This is a genomic window from Lentibacillus halophilus, assembly GCF_039522485.1.
GTDB classification, from domain to species: domain Bacteria; phylum Bacillota; class Bacilli; order Bacillales; family Amphibacillaceae; genus Lentibacillus; species Lentibacillus halophilus.
This window is the reverse complement of record NZ_BAAADM010000054.1, coordinates 32,187-46,715: the sequence shown is the minus strand read 5'-3', so window position 1 is coordinate 46,715 and position 14,529 is coordinate 32,187. Positions and strand designations below refer to the sequence as shown.

Annotated in this window: 18 protein-coding genes and 1 other annotated feature; all 18 genes read right to left on the bottom strand. The window is 42.9% G+C overall.

Annotation, left to right across the window (positions count from 1 at the left end; all coding sequences use genetic code 11):
* Window positions 1-36 precede the first annotated feature (36 nt).
* The 18 genes from ABDZ72_RS09915 to ABDZ72_RS09830 all read right to left on the bottom strand — a co-directional run bounded on the left by ABDZ72_RS09915 (window position 37) and on the right by ABDZ72_RS09830 (window position 14,453).
* Window positions 37-597 (bottom strand): YhcN/YlaJ family sporulation lipoprotein, encoded by a 561-nt coding sequence (locus ABDZ72_RS09915; RefSeq protein ID WP_343752660.1) that lies wholly within the window; start codon window positions 595-597, stop codon window positions 37-39.
* Between the two features lie 65 nt (window positions 598-662).
* Entirely contained in the window at window positions 663-1,397 is a 735-nt protein-coding gene (gene nadE, locus ABDZ72_RS09910) for an NAD(+) synthase (RefSeq protein ID WP_425542381.1), read from the bottom strand.
* A 173-nt stretch (window positions 1,398-1,570) separates the two neighbouring features.
* A complete protein-coding gene (gene safA / locus ABDZ72_RS09905; protein WP_425542375.1) occupies window positions 1,571-2,545 on the bottom strand; it encodes a SafA/ExsA family spore coat assembly protein in 975 nt (324 codons plus the stop codon).
* 137 nt (window positions 2,546-2,682) lie between these two features.
* Window positions 2,683-3,534 (bottom strand): prephenate dehydratase, encoded by an 852-nt coding sequence (gene pheA, locus ABDZ72_RS09900; protein WP_343752658.1) that lies wholly within the window; start codon window positions 3,532-3,534, stop codon window positions 2,683-2,685.
* A gap of 35 nt (window positions 3,535-3,569) precedes the next feature.
* Entirely contained in the window at window positions 3,570-4,853 is a 1,284-nt protein-coding gene (gene obgE, locus ABDZ72_RS09895) for a GTPase ObgE (protein ID WP_343752657.1), read from the bottom strand.
* A gap of 9 nt (window positions 4,854-4,862) precedes the next feature.
* Complete coding sequence (locus tag ABDZ72_RS09890; RefSeq protein ID WP_343752656.1) at window positions 4,863-5,390, bottom strand: Spo0B domain-containing protein; 528 nt, start codon at window positions 5,388-5,390, stop codon at window positions 4,863-4,865.
* Between the two features lie 150 nt (window positions 5,391-5,540).
* A complete protein-coding gene (gene rpmA / locus ABDZ72_RS09885) occupies window positions 5,541-5,831 on the bottom strand; it encodes a 50S ribosomal protein L27 (protein WP_343752655.1) in 291 nt (96 codons plus the stop codon).
* 17 nt (window positions 5,832-5,848) lie between these two features.
* Window positions 5,849-6,175: a ribosomal-processing cysteine protease Prp gene (locus ABDZ72_RS09880; protein ID WP_343752654.1), complete on the bottom strand. Its 327-nt coding sequence runs from the start codon at window positions 6,173-6,175 to the stop codon at window positions 5,849-5,851.
* Window positions 6,176-6,187: 12 nt separating this feature from the next.
* The gene (gene rplU, locus ABDZ72_RS09875; RefSeq protein ID WP_343752653.1) at window positions 6,188-6,496 is read right to left on the bottom strand and encodes a 50S ribosomal protein L21; all 309 of its coding nucleotides are present in this window, start codon (window positions 6,494-6,496) and stop codon (window positions 6,188-6,190) included.
* A gap of 12 nt (window positions 6,497-6,508) precedes the next feature.
* Window positions 6,509-6,590: a sequence feature (ribosomal protein L21 leader region), on the bottom strand.
* Window positions 6,591-6,659: 69 nt separating this feature from the next.
* A complete protein-coding gene (locus tag ABDZ72_RS09870) occupies window positions 6,660-7,526 on the bottom strand; it encodes a site-2 protease family protein (RefSeq protein ID WP_343752652.1) in 867 nt (288 codons plus the stop codon).
* Window positions 7,510-8,283: a peptidoglycan DD-metalloendopeptidase family protein gene (locus tag ABDZ72_RS09865; RefSeq protein ID WP_343752651.1), complete on the bottom strand. Its 774-nt coding sequence runs from the start codon at window positions 8,281-8,283 to the stop codon at window positions 7,510-7,512. The genes ABDZ72_RS09870 and ABDZ72_RS09865 overlap by 17 nt, the downstream gene beginning before the upstream one ends.
* Before the next feature lie 121 nt (window positions 8,284-8,404).
* A complete protein-coding gene (minD, locus tag ABDZ72_RS09860) occupies window positions 8,405-9,202 on the bottom strand; it encodes a septum site-determining protein MinD (protein ID WP_343752650.1) in 798 nt (265 codons plus the stop codon).
* Window positions 9,195-9,881, bottom strand: a complete 687-nt coding sequence (gene minC, locus ABDZ72_RS09855; RefSeq protein WP_343752649.1) for a septum site-determining protein MinC — start codon at window positions 9,879-9,881, stop codon at window positions 9,195-9,197. Before minC ends, minD begins: the two co-directional genes overlap by 8 nt.
* Window positions 9,882-9,915: 34 nt before the next feature.
* Complete coding sequence (gene mreD / locus ABDZ72_RS09850) at window positions 9,916-10,458, bottom strand: rod shape-determining protein MreD (protein WP_343752648.1); 543 nt, start codon at window positions 10,456-10,458, stop codon at window positions 9,916-9,918.
* Entirely contained in the window at window positions 10,455-11,336 is an 882-nt protein-coding gene (mreC, locus tag ABDZ72_RS09845) for a rod shape-determining protein MreC (protein WP_343752647.1), read from the bottom strand. Before mreC ends, mreD begins: the two co-directional genes overlap by 4 nt.
* 12 nt (window positions 11,337-11,348) lie before the next feature.
* Window positions 11,349-12,419: a rod shape-determining protein gene (locus ABDZ72_RS09840; RefSeq protein ID WP_425542374.1), complete on the bottom strand. Its 1,071-nt coding sequence runs from the start codon at window positions 12,417-12,419 to the stop codon at window positions 11,349-11,351.
* Window positions 12,420-12,672: 253 nt separating this feature from the next.
* Window positions 12,673-13,362, bottom strand: coding sequence for a RadC family protein (gene radC / locus ABDZ72_RS09835; protein ID WP_343752645.1), 690 nt, complete (start codon window positions 13,360-13,362; stop codon window positions 12,673-12,675).
* Between the two features lie 188 nt (window positions 13,363-13,550).
* Window positions 13,551-14,453, bottom strand: coding sequence for an SPOR domain-containing protein (locus tag ABDZ72_RS09830; protein ID WP_343752644.1), 903 nt, complete (start codon window positions 14,451-14,453; stop codon window positions 13,551-13,553).
* Between the last annotated feature and the right edge of the window lie 76 nt (window positions 14,454-14,529).

Genomic DNA, 14,529 nt, shown 5'->3' with positions numbered 1-14,529 from the left:
CATGACACTTTAATCATATGGGTATTTTTCCGGTTGTTAAAAATCTTCTTCTTTCCTGTCCCGATTGAAAAACTCTCGCATAAATTCTTCCATATCGCCATTCAACTGATCCGGCTTGGAATCTTTATTGCGCATACGATCCCAAAAGATATCATCCGTATAGACATAAACCTCTTTCTCAGGGACCATATTCTGTACTTCTTTTTCCAAACGTTCTCGCATATCCGGTGGAGCAGAGGCATTGATCATAACGCCGACAACGATACGGTCATCAGCGACAGCCACTTGCGCTTGTTTCACTTTACGCTTTTGTTTTAATTGATCAGCAATCGACATGGACATTTCATTGGTGAACGAATCGCTTTGTGCATTTTCATCGCCATCATTCAGCCTCTTTTGTTCCGTCTGAGGATATCCGCCACGTTCACCGATATTTTCATCTTCCACGCCCTGCCGATCTTTTCGTTCCTGTTCTGTTTCATAATTGATTGGCTGTGTATCATTGTTATCCTGAGTTTGTTGACGATCATCGTCCGTACCGCAGCCAATCAAAACGAACGACATTAGTGGTATTACCACCCAATTCATTCCTCGCATGGAATTCCTCCCTTATCCTTAGCTTGGATAAAGGAGATATTTTTACAACCGTTAATTAAAGGAATTTAGAACGTACGATGGAACTGTTTCGCCGGATTCCGTTTATGCGCTGTCCGGCGATGCATGCGCTCGATGATGTGCTTATCCTTATCCGGGATGGCTTCCCCGTTCAGATAAGCATCAATGGTTGCATACGTTGTCCCCATTTCCTTTTCATCCGTTTGCCCTTCCCAAAGGTCAGCGCTCGGCTGTTTTGCCAGAATTTCCTGCGGCACGCCCAAATACTGCCCCATTTCTTTTACTTCACGCTTCAAAAATTCAACAAGGGGCAATATATCCACACCGCCATCCCCATATTTGGTGAAATAACCTGTATACCATTCCGCAGCGTTGTCAGTACCTGTAACCAAATATCCGTAATGGGAGGCAACCGTATAAAGGGTGCTCATCCGCAGGCGCGCACGCAAATTCGCATCGGACATCTGGTCACGCTCAGATCGGAAAGCCTCTTTTTGTTGCAATTTTTCCTGTATGTGACCATACATTATCTGGTGTGTCTCCGTCAGATCAACAGTCAAATGGTTGATGCCACTTGTTTCGATCACTCTTTCCGCATGTTGTACATCCTCGGAATGATTGTTAAGCGGCATTATAATAGCTAATGAATCATCCGGAAAAGCCCGTTGGATAAGATGAGCAATAACAGCTGAGTCGAGTCCGCCGCTCACACCGATCACCAAACCGTTGACACCGGCATCATATACAGCCGATCGCAGCCATTGCACGATATCATCAATCATTTTTTCCACAATCATCACCCTTGTTTGGTTCGTTTCTGTGTTAATCATATCATGTTTACTGTATTATTTAAAAAGAATGGTGACGTCTTACCCGCTTTTTCACACTGAAGACGTATATTTTTTCCGGATGATTAAATCATTATAAGCCGACTAATGGTACCTTTGTGTTTTAGTTACGCATGCCCCTGTGATTCACCATCATCGCCATAGGCAGCATATTGGGGGTCTCTATAACCTGGCGGCATCGGTTGCTGATAATGCGTATCCGGCGCACATGGATAAGTGAGCTGTGGCTTGGGTTCATGAATACCAAAATTCATACCTGGTTGCGCTGGCGGACATGGCGGTTGATGTGTTTGATAGGCCGTCATCGGATGATGCATTGGTTTTGCCGGCATTCCCATGCTTGCTGACGGGGCCATCATCGGTTGATATGGTTGGGGATGATGCATACCGGGATAATTCGGTTGAGGCTGATGGACGGGTTTATGCGGCATTGGTTGCTGCATCGGTTTATACACTGGGTGGTGATACATTGGTTTGGCGCCGCCGCATCCACAGTCGGGTTGGCCAGTATATGGTCCCATTCCGGTTGCGGGGGGACCTGGAAACGGTTGACCATGAAACGGTTGTGGCTGTGGCGGCATTTGTGGCACTGGCTGTGATGGGTGATGATACGGCATGGTTTCTTGTTTTTTAGATGGTGACCCCGGTGCTTTCTCCGGTGTTTTATAAGCTGGCACCTGTGGAAGATTAATGGTTGTGTAATGATTTATTTCCTGATCCATGTCTTGTTCTTGCTCCGTGCTTTGTTCCATGATAGGCACTTGCACTGTCTGTTGCTTCGGCACTTGAGGTTGGACGGAGCTTGGTTTTTTATCATCATCTTCCTTCATGATAGGCGTTGGCTTTGGAGATGTATCTTTATATGGTTTCTCCGTTGGTTTTTGTTTGTGTTTCTGGTCCGTATCATGCGTCTTAACCGGCTTTGATGAACCGGGTATTTTAATCTTCATGCCCGGCATAATCATATCTGGACTTGAAAGCTGCGGGTTCATATTCTTCACCTGTTCAAAATCTACATCATACTCCTTCGCTATTTCCCATAACGTGTCACCTTTTTGGACAATGTGAATTTTCAAATCCATTCCGGCTCCTTTCCCTGTCATTTCTATTTGGGCTAATCACACGTTATCAGCATATGCAGCAAAGCGGCAAAAGTTGAACTGTAATAAAACATAAAAAAGAAGCACCCGTTAATATGGATGCTTCATTTACGAAATGCCTAAATGTCCATATGATAAACCGGATATGTACCAAGTATGGTGACATTACATCCAAGTGCTTCCAACTCAGCGATCACACCCGGAAACAATACATCGTCATAGGATTCATTGACATCAACAATGAAAAAATAATTGCCGAGGCCTGTTTTCATGGGGCGCGATTCAATTTTGGAAAGATTCATATTTCGCCATGCAAAAGCAGCCAACACCTGATATAATGCTCCTGCATAGTCACTCGGAAGTGTGATCAGTAGGCTTGTCTTCTCTGTCTGCACCTCATGGTCAATGAAAACCTTTTCTTGATCACTGGCTAGTACGGCAAACCTAGTATGGTTATTTGTGTAATCATGAATGTTTTCCTGATAGATAGTCAACCCGTATTCACTGGCAGCAAGTTTGTTGCCAATGGCAGCAATACCACCATCGCTGTGACTGACCATTTCGGCTGCTTTCCCGGTTGAAGATGTGAAATGCAGCTCCGCATCCGGCATGTGTGCATGCAAAAATTGATGACATTGTGCAATAGCATGGCTATGGGAATAAACATGACCAACAGATGACAAGTCCCCATTGAAACCGGATGTAACAAGCAGATGTTGCTCGATGGGGACAACAATCTCGGCAACAATCGGAAGCCGTACCTGGTGAACCAGATAGTCCACAGTTAATTGCACCGTTCCCTCAATGGCATTCTCAAGCGGTACCACACCAATATCGATTTGACGGTCATTTACGGCGTCAATGCACTCCGGAATCGCTCCGAAGCTCTGTTTATTTTCCCCATTAAAAGCTGTATCAACGGCCAATTTGGTAAATGTCCCACGCGGACCTAAGTAGCCAATTTTCACCATCAATTCGTCCTCCTCTGCGATCAATCCTGTTGTGGTTAATCCATAAATTCAAACTCTGTCTCGAGCAATCGTATAATATCCCCGTCCTGGGCACCACGCTGGCGCAGCTCATCATCCACACCTATCTTCCGCAGTTGTCGTGCAAAACGCTGTACAGCTTCATCCTGTGTAAAATCGGTCATTTTATATAATTTCTCGACTCGCGGACCTGATAAAACAAATGCACCATCCGGATCCTTTGTAACCGTGAACGGAGTTTCCTCCTTATGATAACGGTAGACAACCTCCTTATCTGCATCTTCCTCCGGTTCGGATGCATGCGCCGGCATATCATCAAGCGTATCAGCAATGGCATACAGCATGTCCTGCAGTCCTTGTTTTGTCACGGCAGAGATCGGATATACCGAATCATTGTTTCGTAATGTCGCCTTAAATTTTTGAAGGTTCTCCTCAGCACCGGGCATATCCATTTTATTGGCAGCGATAATTTGCGGCCGTTCCATCAGCTTAGGATCATATGCTTCCAGTTCCTGATTTATTTTCACCCAATCAGCATACGGGTCACGTTCTTCAGTACCGGCCATGTCCACAACATGCAAAATAACTCTTGTCCGTTCAATATGACGCAAAAATTGATAACCAAGACCGACGCCTTCATGCGCACCTTCCATCAAGCCGGGTAAATCAGCAATAACAAAACTTCGCTGATCTTGTGTATCAATGACCCCGAGATTGGGCGCCAACGTTGTAAAATGGTAATCAGCGATTTTAGGTTTTGCTGCACTTATAGTGGATAAAAGGGTGGACTTGCCGACACTTGGAAAACCAACCAAGCCAACATCTGCTATTACTTTCAATTCCACTTTAATTGTCCGTTCTTGACCGGGCTCTCCGTTTTCAGACAATTCTGGAGCAGGATTTCTGGGTGTTGCGAACCGTGTATTCCCACGTCCGCCCCGACCGCCTTTGGCAATGACCGCTTCTTGCTGATGCGTCGTCAGATCAGCCAGCACGTCATCTGTTTCAGAATCCATTACAGTCGTACCAGGGGGAACGGCGACGACAAGTGGATCTGAATTTTTTCCATGCTTATTTTTGCTCATGCCATTTTCTCCACGCTTGGCTTTGAAATGACGGTTATAACGAAAATCCATCAGCGTATTCAAGCCTTCATCAACTTTAAAAATAACATCACCGCCATGACCACCATCTCCACCGGCCGGACCACCCTTAGGAACATATATCTCCCGTCTGTAAGCGGCAAGTCCGTCACCGCCATCTCCCGCTTTTACGTAAACACTAACCTGATCTACAAACATTTTGTCACCTCATTTACACGGAATGTCTGCGGTGCATAATAAGCCATTGTCGTGTTCAATGGCTTTTACCGTTTGTCCGATATTATTTAACATATCCTTTAATGCCGGTAAATCCGCAAATGTGCCGGTTATCAGCCATCTCAATTGCAGCATATCTTCATCGTTGTCATCAATAAGCACATGTATGTCATACAGTTTCGAAACATCAGCCTTGCTTTCTGCCGAGTGCATGATAGCGTTACACCATTTCACCAGCAACGAATCCATATACTGTAAATCCCTGTTTTTCGTATGTATCGAATAGGTTAAACGAAAGTTGGGATGAAATGTATCCCATTGAAAAACATATAAGGCAAAAAAAGGAGCATTCAAGTTTACCAGTTTGCTTTCTTCCTGTAATTGTTGGGTGTAATCCTTTAGTTTCGCTCTCGCTTTTTCCAATTTCTCCATACTCAAATAGCCATCCACAACCTGGAGCTGATTCAATACATCATGCCGATACCGTCGCAGCAACTGTATGACATCCTGTTCCTCCATGGTTTCCCCCTTCGACTCATGACTCATACTCATGGGTCCAGTTGTTTGCAAACAAAACCACCAACGAAAAAATGATACCAAAACCGTCCCAATATCATACAAAAACCCCAGCCAAACATGACTGGAGTCTGTTCTTTCCGCTTATTAAGCTTATGCTTCTTTAGCAACCGGATAAACACTTACTTTTTTACGATGGCGGCCCATGCGTTCGAATTTAACAACTCCGTCAATTTTGGAGAATAACGTATCATCGCCTCCGCGACCCACGTTCATTCCTGGATATATTTTCGTACCGCGTTGACGAAAAATAATCGATCCACCAGTTGCAAACTGACCATCTGCAAGCTTGGCACCCAAGCGTTTTGATTCTGAGTCACGGCCGTTTTTCGTGCTTCCAGTACCTTTTTTCTGAGCAAAAAACTGCAAATCGAGACGTAGCATCCTATTGCACCTCCTTTTTAGTCGTGAATATAAATATTCTCGCCGTATTCTTTTTCAATTGTCTTGAGTGAAATAACCATTCCTTCCAACAAAGTTTGGGCTTTTTTCATCGCATCAACGGTTACTTTCTGTGGAACGGTAACGCGAAGAAAGCCACCTTCACCACCCTGCTCGATTGGCAAGTCCATTTCACCCAACTCCATTATCGCGTTCACAGAACCAAATGTTACGGCTGAAACTCCAGCACAGACTAAATCATAGCCATATGGTCCGCTTTTGGCATGACCGGTTACTGTAAACTGTTTTATTTGACTATGTTGACGATATATATCGACATAAATCATACCGATACCTGCTTATCCATTGATTTGATCAATGACTACTTTGGTATACGGCTGGCGATGTCCTTGTTTACGCTGATAGTTTTTCTTCGGCTTGTACTTGAATACATTAATCTTCTTTTGACGTCCATGTTTTTCCACTTTCGCTGTAACCGAAGCGCCATCAACATATGGAGAACCGACTTTCACATCGTCCCCACCGATAAGAAGGACGTTATCAAATGTAACAGATTCGTCAGCGTCTGCGTTCATTTTTTCGATATAAACTTCTTGTCCCTCGGTAACCTTTACTTGTTTACCGCCTGTTTCAATGATTGCGTACATACTTGCACCTCCCTAATGACCAAGACTCGCCATCACAGGCATCCCCGTACAGACAAGGATTTATGAGCCTGTTGCTGAGCGGTTGTAGCATTGGTGCTACGATAAATAACGTGTAGATAATATCATGATCGGGTGGCTGTGTCAATAAACGGCACATAAATCATCATGATATATGGCGCATGATTTCCCCCATTGGCTTATCGTACTGACGTTTATAGAAATAGTTGTGTAAACAATCCATTTCATTAATGGATTGACGGATACCCCCAGGAAATATGACATGAATCGTATGCTGTTTATCCCGGTAAAACTTATGGAACACATCCATCAATAAGCCGTAGCAAGAGACTTCTATAAAACCGGTGTGTGTTACATTTATGTCACCTTGATACCTGCGCAGAAGGAATCGCATAAACACATACGATCGTTCCTTCCAGTTTTTTCGGTTATCCATGGTCAGAAAGGAAAACAACAAAAATGCACTCAATGTAAACGGAACAGCCGACAATAGCAAAACGATAAGCAAAACATTCAAACACAACGAAAATAAAATAATGGAATAATACGCCTGGCGATAAGGGAAAAACGCCGACATAATCAGAAAGACCAGTTTCCCTCCATCGAGTGGCCATATTGGTAACAAATTAAACAGCAATATAACCGTATTGTAAAAGAAAGCGATATCTATCATTCCAGCAGGAACGAACTGATTACCGGAGAGCAGAAACAGAATGATATAAATCCATACGTGCTGCATTGGGCCTGCAATGGTAACCAACACTTCCTCATGAAGCGGTCTTGTTCCATGTTCGTCTGTATCCATCACTCCACCGAATATCCACAAAATAATACCTCGTATCCGCCAGCGAAAGATGCTTGCCATGATAAAATGACCGAATTCATGAACAACAACAATGCTTAATATTGTCATTAATTCCACAAATGTTCCTGTTAAAAAAGAAATGATAATAAACACGAGCAGCACAGGATGTATATGAATGGACGGCAGCAGTTTACGAAGCGTCGTCAACTTTAATCACCTGAACAGGATCCACATATGCGTCTTCTTTTTCAATGGCAAAATAAACATTTTTGCTGCCGTTATTGGGATTAAAAGTCCCCAGGGCTTGTCCGTCCTTAATAAATTGGTACAAATGAACATCGATAGCATTTAAATGACCGTAAACTGTTTGACTGTTGTCAGCATGCTGAACGATAACTTTTTTCCCTTTTTGTTTATCATTTCCAGCGAATATAACGACACCGCCCTGTAATGCGGAAACTTTAGATGTCGTCTCAGGTGACAGCATAACGCCTGTGCCATTCGCCTGGAACGTTTCAGAAACACTTCCGTTAACCGGAAATGCGAGTGCTTGTTCTTGATCCTTTGTCTGGTTACCGTCAGGTGTTAATGCCAACGGTGCACCGAATGTTTCCTGGTACCATTGATTCACGCGTGCAAATGGAAATTCTTCCGTCAATGCATTTTCCGTCCATTGTTTCGGTTTAGACAGCATAGGATGGTCTGTTCCGAATAATAAAGCCGCAGCAAAGAAAAGCATCACCGACAGCATGCCTTTCAGGACAATGCCGGAAATATTGCGGTCTTTGTTTTTCGGAGATAATGATGAACGATCTGTGAACACAGGAAAATAACCGTGTTTTTCCTCTTCTTGTGGAAAGGACGTCGATAATAACTGTTTATCCGCCCGTTCATCAGACGTTGGTCCCCGCAATCTTTTACGGCGGTTAATAGATTTTCTGACTTTGTTGATCCCTTTACTCATTTATCTCACAACCCTTATCACACGTTTGTACGAGTATATGAGATAAGTTTGCGAACTATGATGGACGAGCGAATGATTCATTAGCATTCAACCGAACTCTGCTGTACTTTTTACTTGTCGCTCAAGACCGTATGCCCAGAAAATGCTTAACCTTTTTCAACATTCCTTTGTCTTCTTCCAAGGATTGTAATGGTACTGTCTCCCCCAATATTCGCCGGGCTATGTTTCTATAGGCAATAGATACTTTTAAATTTCCTTCAAGTGCAATAGGTTCACCATTGTTCGAAGCCTTGATCACTTCATCGTCATCCATGACAATGCCAATAAGATCAATGGAGAGAATTTGAATAATATCATCTATATCCATCATGTCCCCATTTTTCATCATATGATTCCGGATCCGGTTGATAACCAGTTTTGGCGGGTCAATCGATTCATTTTCCAATAATCCGACAATACGATCGGCATCCCGGACACTCGACTTTTCCGGTGTTGTTATAACCATCGCTTTGTCGGCCCCTGCCACAGCATTTTGGAACCCTTGTTCGATACCGGCGGGACAATCAATAATAATATAGTCATAGTCTTGTTTCAATTCACTGATGATGGCCATCATTCCATCCATAGTGATAGACGTCTTTTCACTCGTCTGTGCAGCGGGCAGAAGCGCCAAGTCATCAAATCGTTTATCCTTGATCAATGCTTGTTTGAGTTTGCAACGTTGTTCCATAACGTCGACGATATCGTAAATAATCCGATTTTCAAGCCCCATAATGACATCAAGATTTCGGAGGCCTATATCTGTATCGATCAGGCAAACCTTTTTCTCCATCAAGGCGAGAGCAGTACCAATATTTGCAGTTGTCGTCGTTTTGCCTACGCCTCCTTTACCAGAAGTGATCACAATGGCTTCACCCATTAAGCATTCTCCTTTCGAACCCGTTTATATCCTTCCGTTTATGTGAAAGAACTTGCAACCGGTCAATCACGATTTTATCCTCTTTTTCGTCAATAAGTCCGCATTCCATATAAATGCCTTCTGCATCATAGTCCGGAGCGCGGCTGATATAGTCGGCAATTCGGAGTTGATTCGGTTTCATAAATGATGCAGCAATCACCGCATCACGATCACCGTTCGATCCGGCGTGGGCAATACCATGCAAACTCCCCATAATAAAAACATTTCCTGTTGCAATAACCTTGCCCCCAGGATTAATATCGCCCACCAATAATAAATCACCGACATATTCAAACACTTGACCGGAACGCACAATTCGATTGACAACTTTGATATCACTTTCCTTTTTCCATGTTAAGGCTTCGTCGCGGTGGACAACATTAGAATCAAATGATTGGATAACAAAGCTGTTTTTGGAACTTAACTGTTCACTTATTTGTCTTTTTTGATCATCACTCAAATAGCGATCGCCCAGTTTAACGGTAACGGGAACAACAGGCTCATCTTTTTTGGGCCTGTATTCCGAGAGTTTATCACTGAGTTCGCTCAGTACATCCTCAAATGAACTGTGATCATCAATAAATAATGTCAATCCTTCCTTTGTTCCTTTAATTGTAATCATCTGTTTCGAATCAAGCACGATGTTTCCCCCAATCATTCCATTGACATTACCATTAAAAATAGGCGGAACTTTTGGAGAAACGTTCCGCTTTCCATTTTTCCAGCCATTTGGCTAATAATGGGTACAACACTAACAAAAAGAATACGTTGGCTAAAACTGTCGGTAGCATACGGTACAGCAAATATTGGCCCCAGATTAAATCCGTTATCCCTGAAGCTGAAAATAGAATATTAATCACCATATCAGCAACAGCCACTCCGATGACACTGAGCAGAATGGTTGTATAAACGTTGGCATGCAATAGTCGTGACAGTCCGTAAAGCAAATAAACAACGATCCCGTAGCTGAACATATAAACACCCAGTATCCCCGTATAAACGACATCAATTAGAAGACCGAAGATAAGCCCGTGGATGACAGATATATTGGTGTCTTCCTTGTCGAACAACATGATTTTCAGGGTTAAAAAAATCAACACCCAATGTGGAACAAGCTGCCATTCGTGACGGACAAGCGATGCGGGGAGAAGATCAAGTGCCACGCCTTCCAATACAAGTAAGAGGAAAAGCAAGATTGGAATCACGATTCTTCTCATGATGTTACATCCTTTCCGGAGCCGCTTTGGTTACCTGTATCATGCTCACGGTCTACAACAATGACATGATCAATTTCGTACATATCCGCTACAGGCTCCACAAACGCGGTTCGTGTCAGTCCATACTGATCCGGTTTCACGTCTGTCACTTTTCCTATGGGCAGCCCTGAAGGAAATAATCCGCCCATACCGGAGGAAGACACCAATTCACCTTTTTTCAAGTCTGAATCAGATGACTCTATAATTTTAAACACAAGTTTTTCTGATGTTTGATTATACCCTTCAATCATGCCGTGTATATCACTGTCATCTTCGCGGGCGATTGTTGCAGAAATTCTATTGAATTGATCAAATCCCGTCAGTAACTTCACTGTCGACGTGAATTTCGAACGTGTTTCTATTTTACCAATCATACCCTTCGCTGTAATAACAGCCATGTTTTTTTTAATACCATCCTGATTTCCTTTATTAATCGTTACTTTTTCCATCCACTGCTCCGGTGATCTGGAAATAACCGAGGCTTGAATTGGTATGTAAGATCGAATGGAATTGGCTTTTTCCAATAAGTCACGAAGTTCAGCATTTTCCTCTTCCAGCTTCTGCACGTCATAAAACAATCCTTTGTATTCCGCTATCTTTTCTCTCAGCACCTGGTTTTCGTGAAAAGTGTCCTGAAGATCGTCTATATTGTCAAAAACAGTTGTAACATAATCAATCGGGGCATGCACAAGACCTTGAGTCCATCCAACAGCGTCTTTTACAAATTGTTCGACACTAGTCGGATTTTCTCTATCACGCAGAGAAAATCCAATCAAGGCAACGAGAATAATAAATCCTATTAAAAATATAAACAATCTTTTTTTATGAAAAAATGGCATAGGTACACCTACTTATTCGAACATCGACTGGGAGGAAACATTCGGATGGGACCGAAAATGTTGGATATATTCCAATGATTTACCTGTTCCGTTTGCAACACTTTCGAGTGGATCATCCGTTACAAATACGGGCATTTCTGTTTCCTCACTAATGACCTTGTCCAAATTTTGCAACAAGGCCCCTCCGCCGGATAAGACAATTCCGCGATCCATGATGTCAGCAGCCAACTCCGGTGGTGTTTTTTCCAAAGTGTCTTTGACAGCTTCAACAATCGATTCAACCGTATCTCGCAATGAAACTGCAATCTCTCCGGATGTAATGGTGATGGTTTTCGGCAGTCCTGTCAACAAATCACGACCTCTAATATCTATTTCGACATTTTCCACAACTTCGCCAGCAACACCGATATCCATTTTAATGGATTCCGCGGAACGTTCACCAATCATCAGATTATAGTGTCTTCGAATATAATTTGTAATGGAGTCATCCATTTCATCACCGGCTGTACGAACCGATTTGCTTGTCACAACGCCGCCCAGGGAAATAACTGCCACCTCTGTTGTTCCCCCGCCAATATCAACAATCATACTGCCTGTTGGTTCCCATACTGGAAGTCCGGCACCGATAGCCGCTGAGAACGGTTCCGCAATTGGAAAGGCTTCTTTCGCGCCAGCTTGTTTCGTCGCATCCACAACTGCCCGTTCTTCTACCATAGTAATTCCGGATGGGACGCAAATCATCACATTCGGTTTTCTGGCTAAAAAGGACCTGATGCGCATGGCTTTTTTAATAAAATATTTCATCATAATGGCGGTGGTGTCGTAATCGGCAATAACGCCATCTTTTAATGGACGCACCACGGAAATATTCCCCGGTGTTCGTCCGATCATATTATGTGCTGAACTGCCCACAGCCTCCACGTCATCTGTTTGGATATTTTTCGCCACAACTGTCGGCTCCCGCACAACGACTCCCTTACCATTAACAAAAACAAGGGTGTTTGCGGTTCCTAAATCGATTCCTAAATCTTGCGACAAGCTGATTTTTCCCAAAACAATCTTCCTTTCCAAGCAGCAATTCATTTATGGCAATGGCTTTCCACCATTCGCTGAAGCAGTCTCTATGTCGTCAGCTATTTTACCATCTTCCACAGCAAAGTAAATAATGGTATGTATACCAAAGTAGAAAGCGCCAATTTCAATCACAGGCTGAAAACTGGCGCTTATGGACAATGTCTATTTAATTATACGGTAAAAATCCAAAATTGGATAGTGATTGAAGTATCATATTTTGATGTTTTTATCTTATTAAGAGTTATCGCATCCATAGATAGTGTTATAGATACCCCTTTTCTTTCAATGAGACAAATTTTCTATCTCCAATAACCAAATGGTCTAAAAGATCAATGCCGATCATTTTCCCGGACTCAACCAGCCGTCTTGTCACATGAACATCTTCCTGGGAAGGAGCGGGGTCGCCTGAAGGATGGTTATGCGCACAAATGATGGAAGCAGCCGATCGTTTAACAGCCTCCCGGAATATCTCACGTGGATGTACGATTGAAGCATTCAGACTTCCAATAAACATTGTCTGTCTATGGATAATTTGATTTTTTGTATTGAGAAACAGTACAACAAAATGTTCCTGATTCAATCCGCGCATTTCCTCCATGATATAATCCGCCCCATCTTCCGGGGAATGAACAACATATCGTTCATTCGGTTGCAATCGATTCATACGGCGTCCCAATTCCATGGCAGCAAGAAGCAAAACAGCTTTTGCTCCGCCTATGCCTTTGATCGCTGTCAATTCTTCAATGGTTGCATCTTTAAGCAAATTAATTCCTTCAAAATGCATTAATACCCGGTTAGCCAACACCATAACTGACTCATCTTTCGTACCACTTGCAATTAGTATTGCCAGAAGTTCTTGATTAGATAAATGACCAGGGCCAACTGACACCAATCGTTCACGCGGCCTATCTTCTTTTGGAACATCTTTGATCATAATAGACGTAGGTTCCATACACGGTCCTCCCTTAGCTATGATACGTCCATCGTACCCATTTCGCTTCGGGGGAACAAATGGCAAAAAAATCGTTTTGACCAATTGAAACAAACAAAAAGTTATTTTTCACCCAGCTGATAATGCATTTTAAGCAACCATCTATTTTGAAAAATACCTTAATGTTTGTTTTTCCGCCTTCCGTATAATTAGTTTGTAACGGTTTGATGAAACTGTTTCCATAATCGCAGCACCTGCGCATGATCCTTCCATTTATCCGTCTTTTTCATGTTTTCATATGCTTTTTTTACTGAAGATGTGAGATCTTTAATATGTTCCTGTTTTTCGGGGATGGCTCCAACGACGCCTTTCCATCCTTCAGCGGCTACATTATTTCCTTTGCTGACGGTTTCCAGCGCCTTGTTCCATTGCGTGCGATACGTCTGCAACCATTTCTTTTCAGCTTGCTGCAGGCGCGTTTCTTTTTCGGATGTCTTCCATGGTTTCACATATACTTTCAAACCTTTATCGGTCATCGTATCAGCCAGATGAGAAGCATGCTCTTCCGTTTCAGCGATGCCTGAGAGCACAAAAAAGGAGTCGTTTTTTTTCCAGATCATAGCTGCAAATCCTGCCTGCTGAAACGCTTTTGCCATTTTATCCGCATTTGGTTTTTCAGTGAATTTCCCTGCCTGCAATACAAATGCGGTTTGCGATTCTATTGTTGCTGTTTCCATCTGTTCTGTTTCATTTTTCTTATCATTATCATCAGCCATTGGTATGGAGGCGTTTTGCTGACTCATTCTTTTATCAATGTCCACGAACAATTGCAGCATAACAATACCGAGGAATGACCCGATGATAATAGCTGATATGGACGCAAGCAATAGAGGCTTGAATGGCTTCAGCTTGGATTTGCGGCTAGAATAATAACTATCGTTCCCATCAACACCTTTTCGTTTTACCAACTCGGGGATATCGGAGTCGTCAATCGATGCTGCTTGTTCCCTGTTAAATTCTTTAATGGTATATTTTTTATCCGGACTGGCATGTTTGTTCTTCAGTCTAGCTTTTTGACCATCCATCCAAACAAATAGGTTCTTTTTGACCAAACCGATTTCCTCCTATGCATCAGTTTGGTCAAGCCTAGCACAGGCAAAACAAAAAGTAAGGCGATTATTGTCAAAC

Coding starts and splice junctions, on each gene's coding strand:
- ABDZ72_RS09915 (WP_343752660.1), bottom strand. CDS start 597: ATGCGAGGAATGAATTGGGTGGTAATACCACTAATGTCGTTCGTTTTG.
- nadE (WP_425542381.1), bottom strand. CDS start 1,397: ATGATTGATGATATCGTGCAATGGCTGCGATCGGCTGTATATGATGCC.
- safA (WP_425542375.1), bottom strand. CDS start 2,545: ATGGATTTGAAAATTCACATTGTCCAAAAAGGTGACACGTTATGGGAA.
- pheA (WP_343752658.1), bottom strand. CDS start 3,534: ATGGTGAAAATTGGCTACTTAGGTCCGCGTGGGACATTTACCAAATTG.
- obgE (WP_343752657.1), bottom strand. CDS start 4,853: ATGTTTGTAGATCAGGTTAGTGTTTACGTAAAAGCGGGAGATGGCGGT.
- ABDZ72_RS09890 (WP_343752656.1), bottom strand. CDS start 5,390: ATGGAGGAACAGGATGTCATACAGTTGCTGCGACGGTATCGGCATGAT.
- rpmA (WP_343752655.1), bottom strand. CDS start 5,831: ATGCTACGTCTCGATTTGCAGTTTTTTGCTCAGAAAAAAGGTACTGGA.
- ABDZ72_RS09880 (WP_343752654.1), bottom strand. CDS start 6,175: ATGATTTATGTCGATATATATCGTCAACATAGTCAAATAAAACAGTTT.
- rplU (WP_343752653.1), bottom strand. CDS start 6,496: ATGTACGCAATCATTGAAACAGGCGGTAAACAAGTAAAGGTTACCGAG.
- ABDZ72_RS09865 (WP_343752651.1), bottom strand. CDS start 8,283: ATGAGTAAAGGGATCAACAAAGTCAGAAAATCTATTAACCGCCGTAAA.
- minD (WP_343752650.1), bottom strand. CDS start 9,202: ATGGGTGAAGCCATTGTGATCACTTCTGGTAAAGGAGGCGTAGGCAAA.
- mreD (WP_343752648.1), bottom strand. CDS start 10,458: ATGAGAAGAATCGTGATTCCAATCTTGCTTTTCCTCTTACTTGTATTG.
- mreC (WP_343752647.1), bottom strand. CDS start 11,336: ATGCCATTTTTTCATAAAAAAAGATTGTTTATATTTTTAATAGGATTT.
- ABDZ72_RS09840 (WP_425542374.1), bottom strand. CDS start 12,419: ATGAATTGCTGCTTGGAAAGGAAGATTGTTTTGGGAAAAATCAGCTTG.
- radC (WP_343752645.1), bottom strand. CDS start 13,362: ATGGAACCTACGTCTATTATGATCAAAGATGTTCCAAAAGAAGATAGG.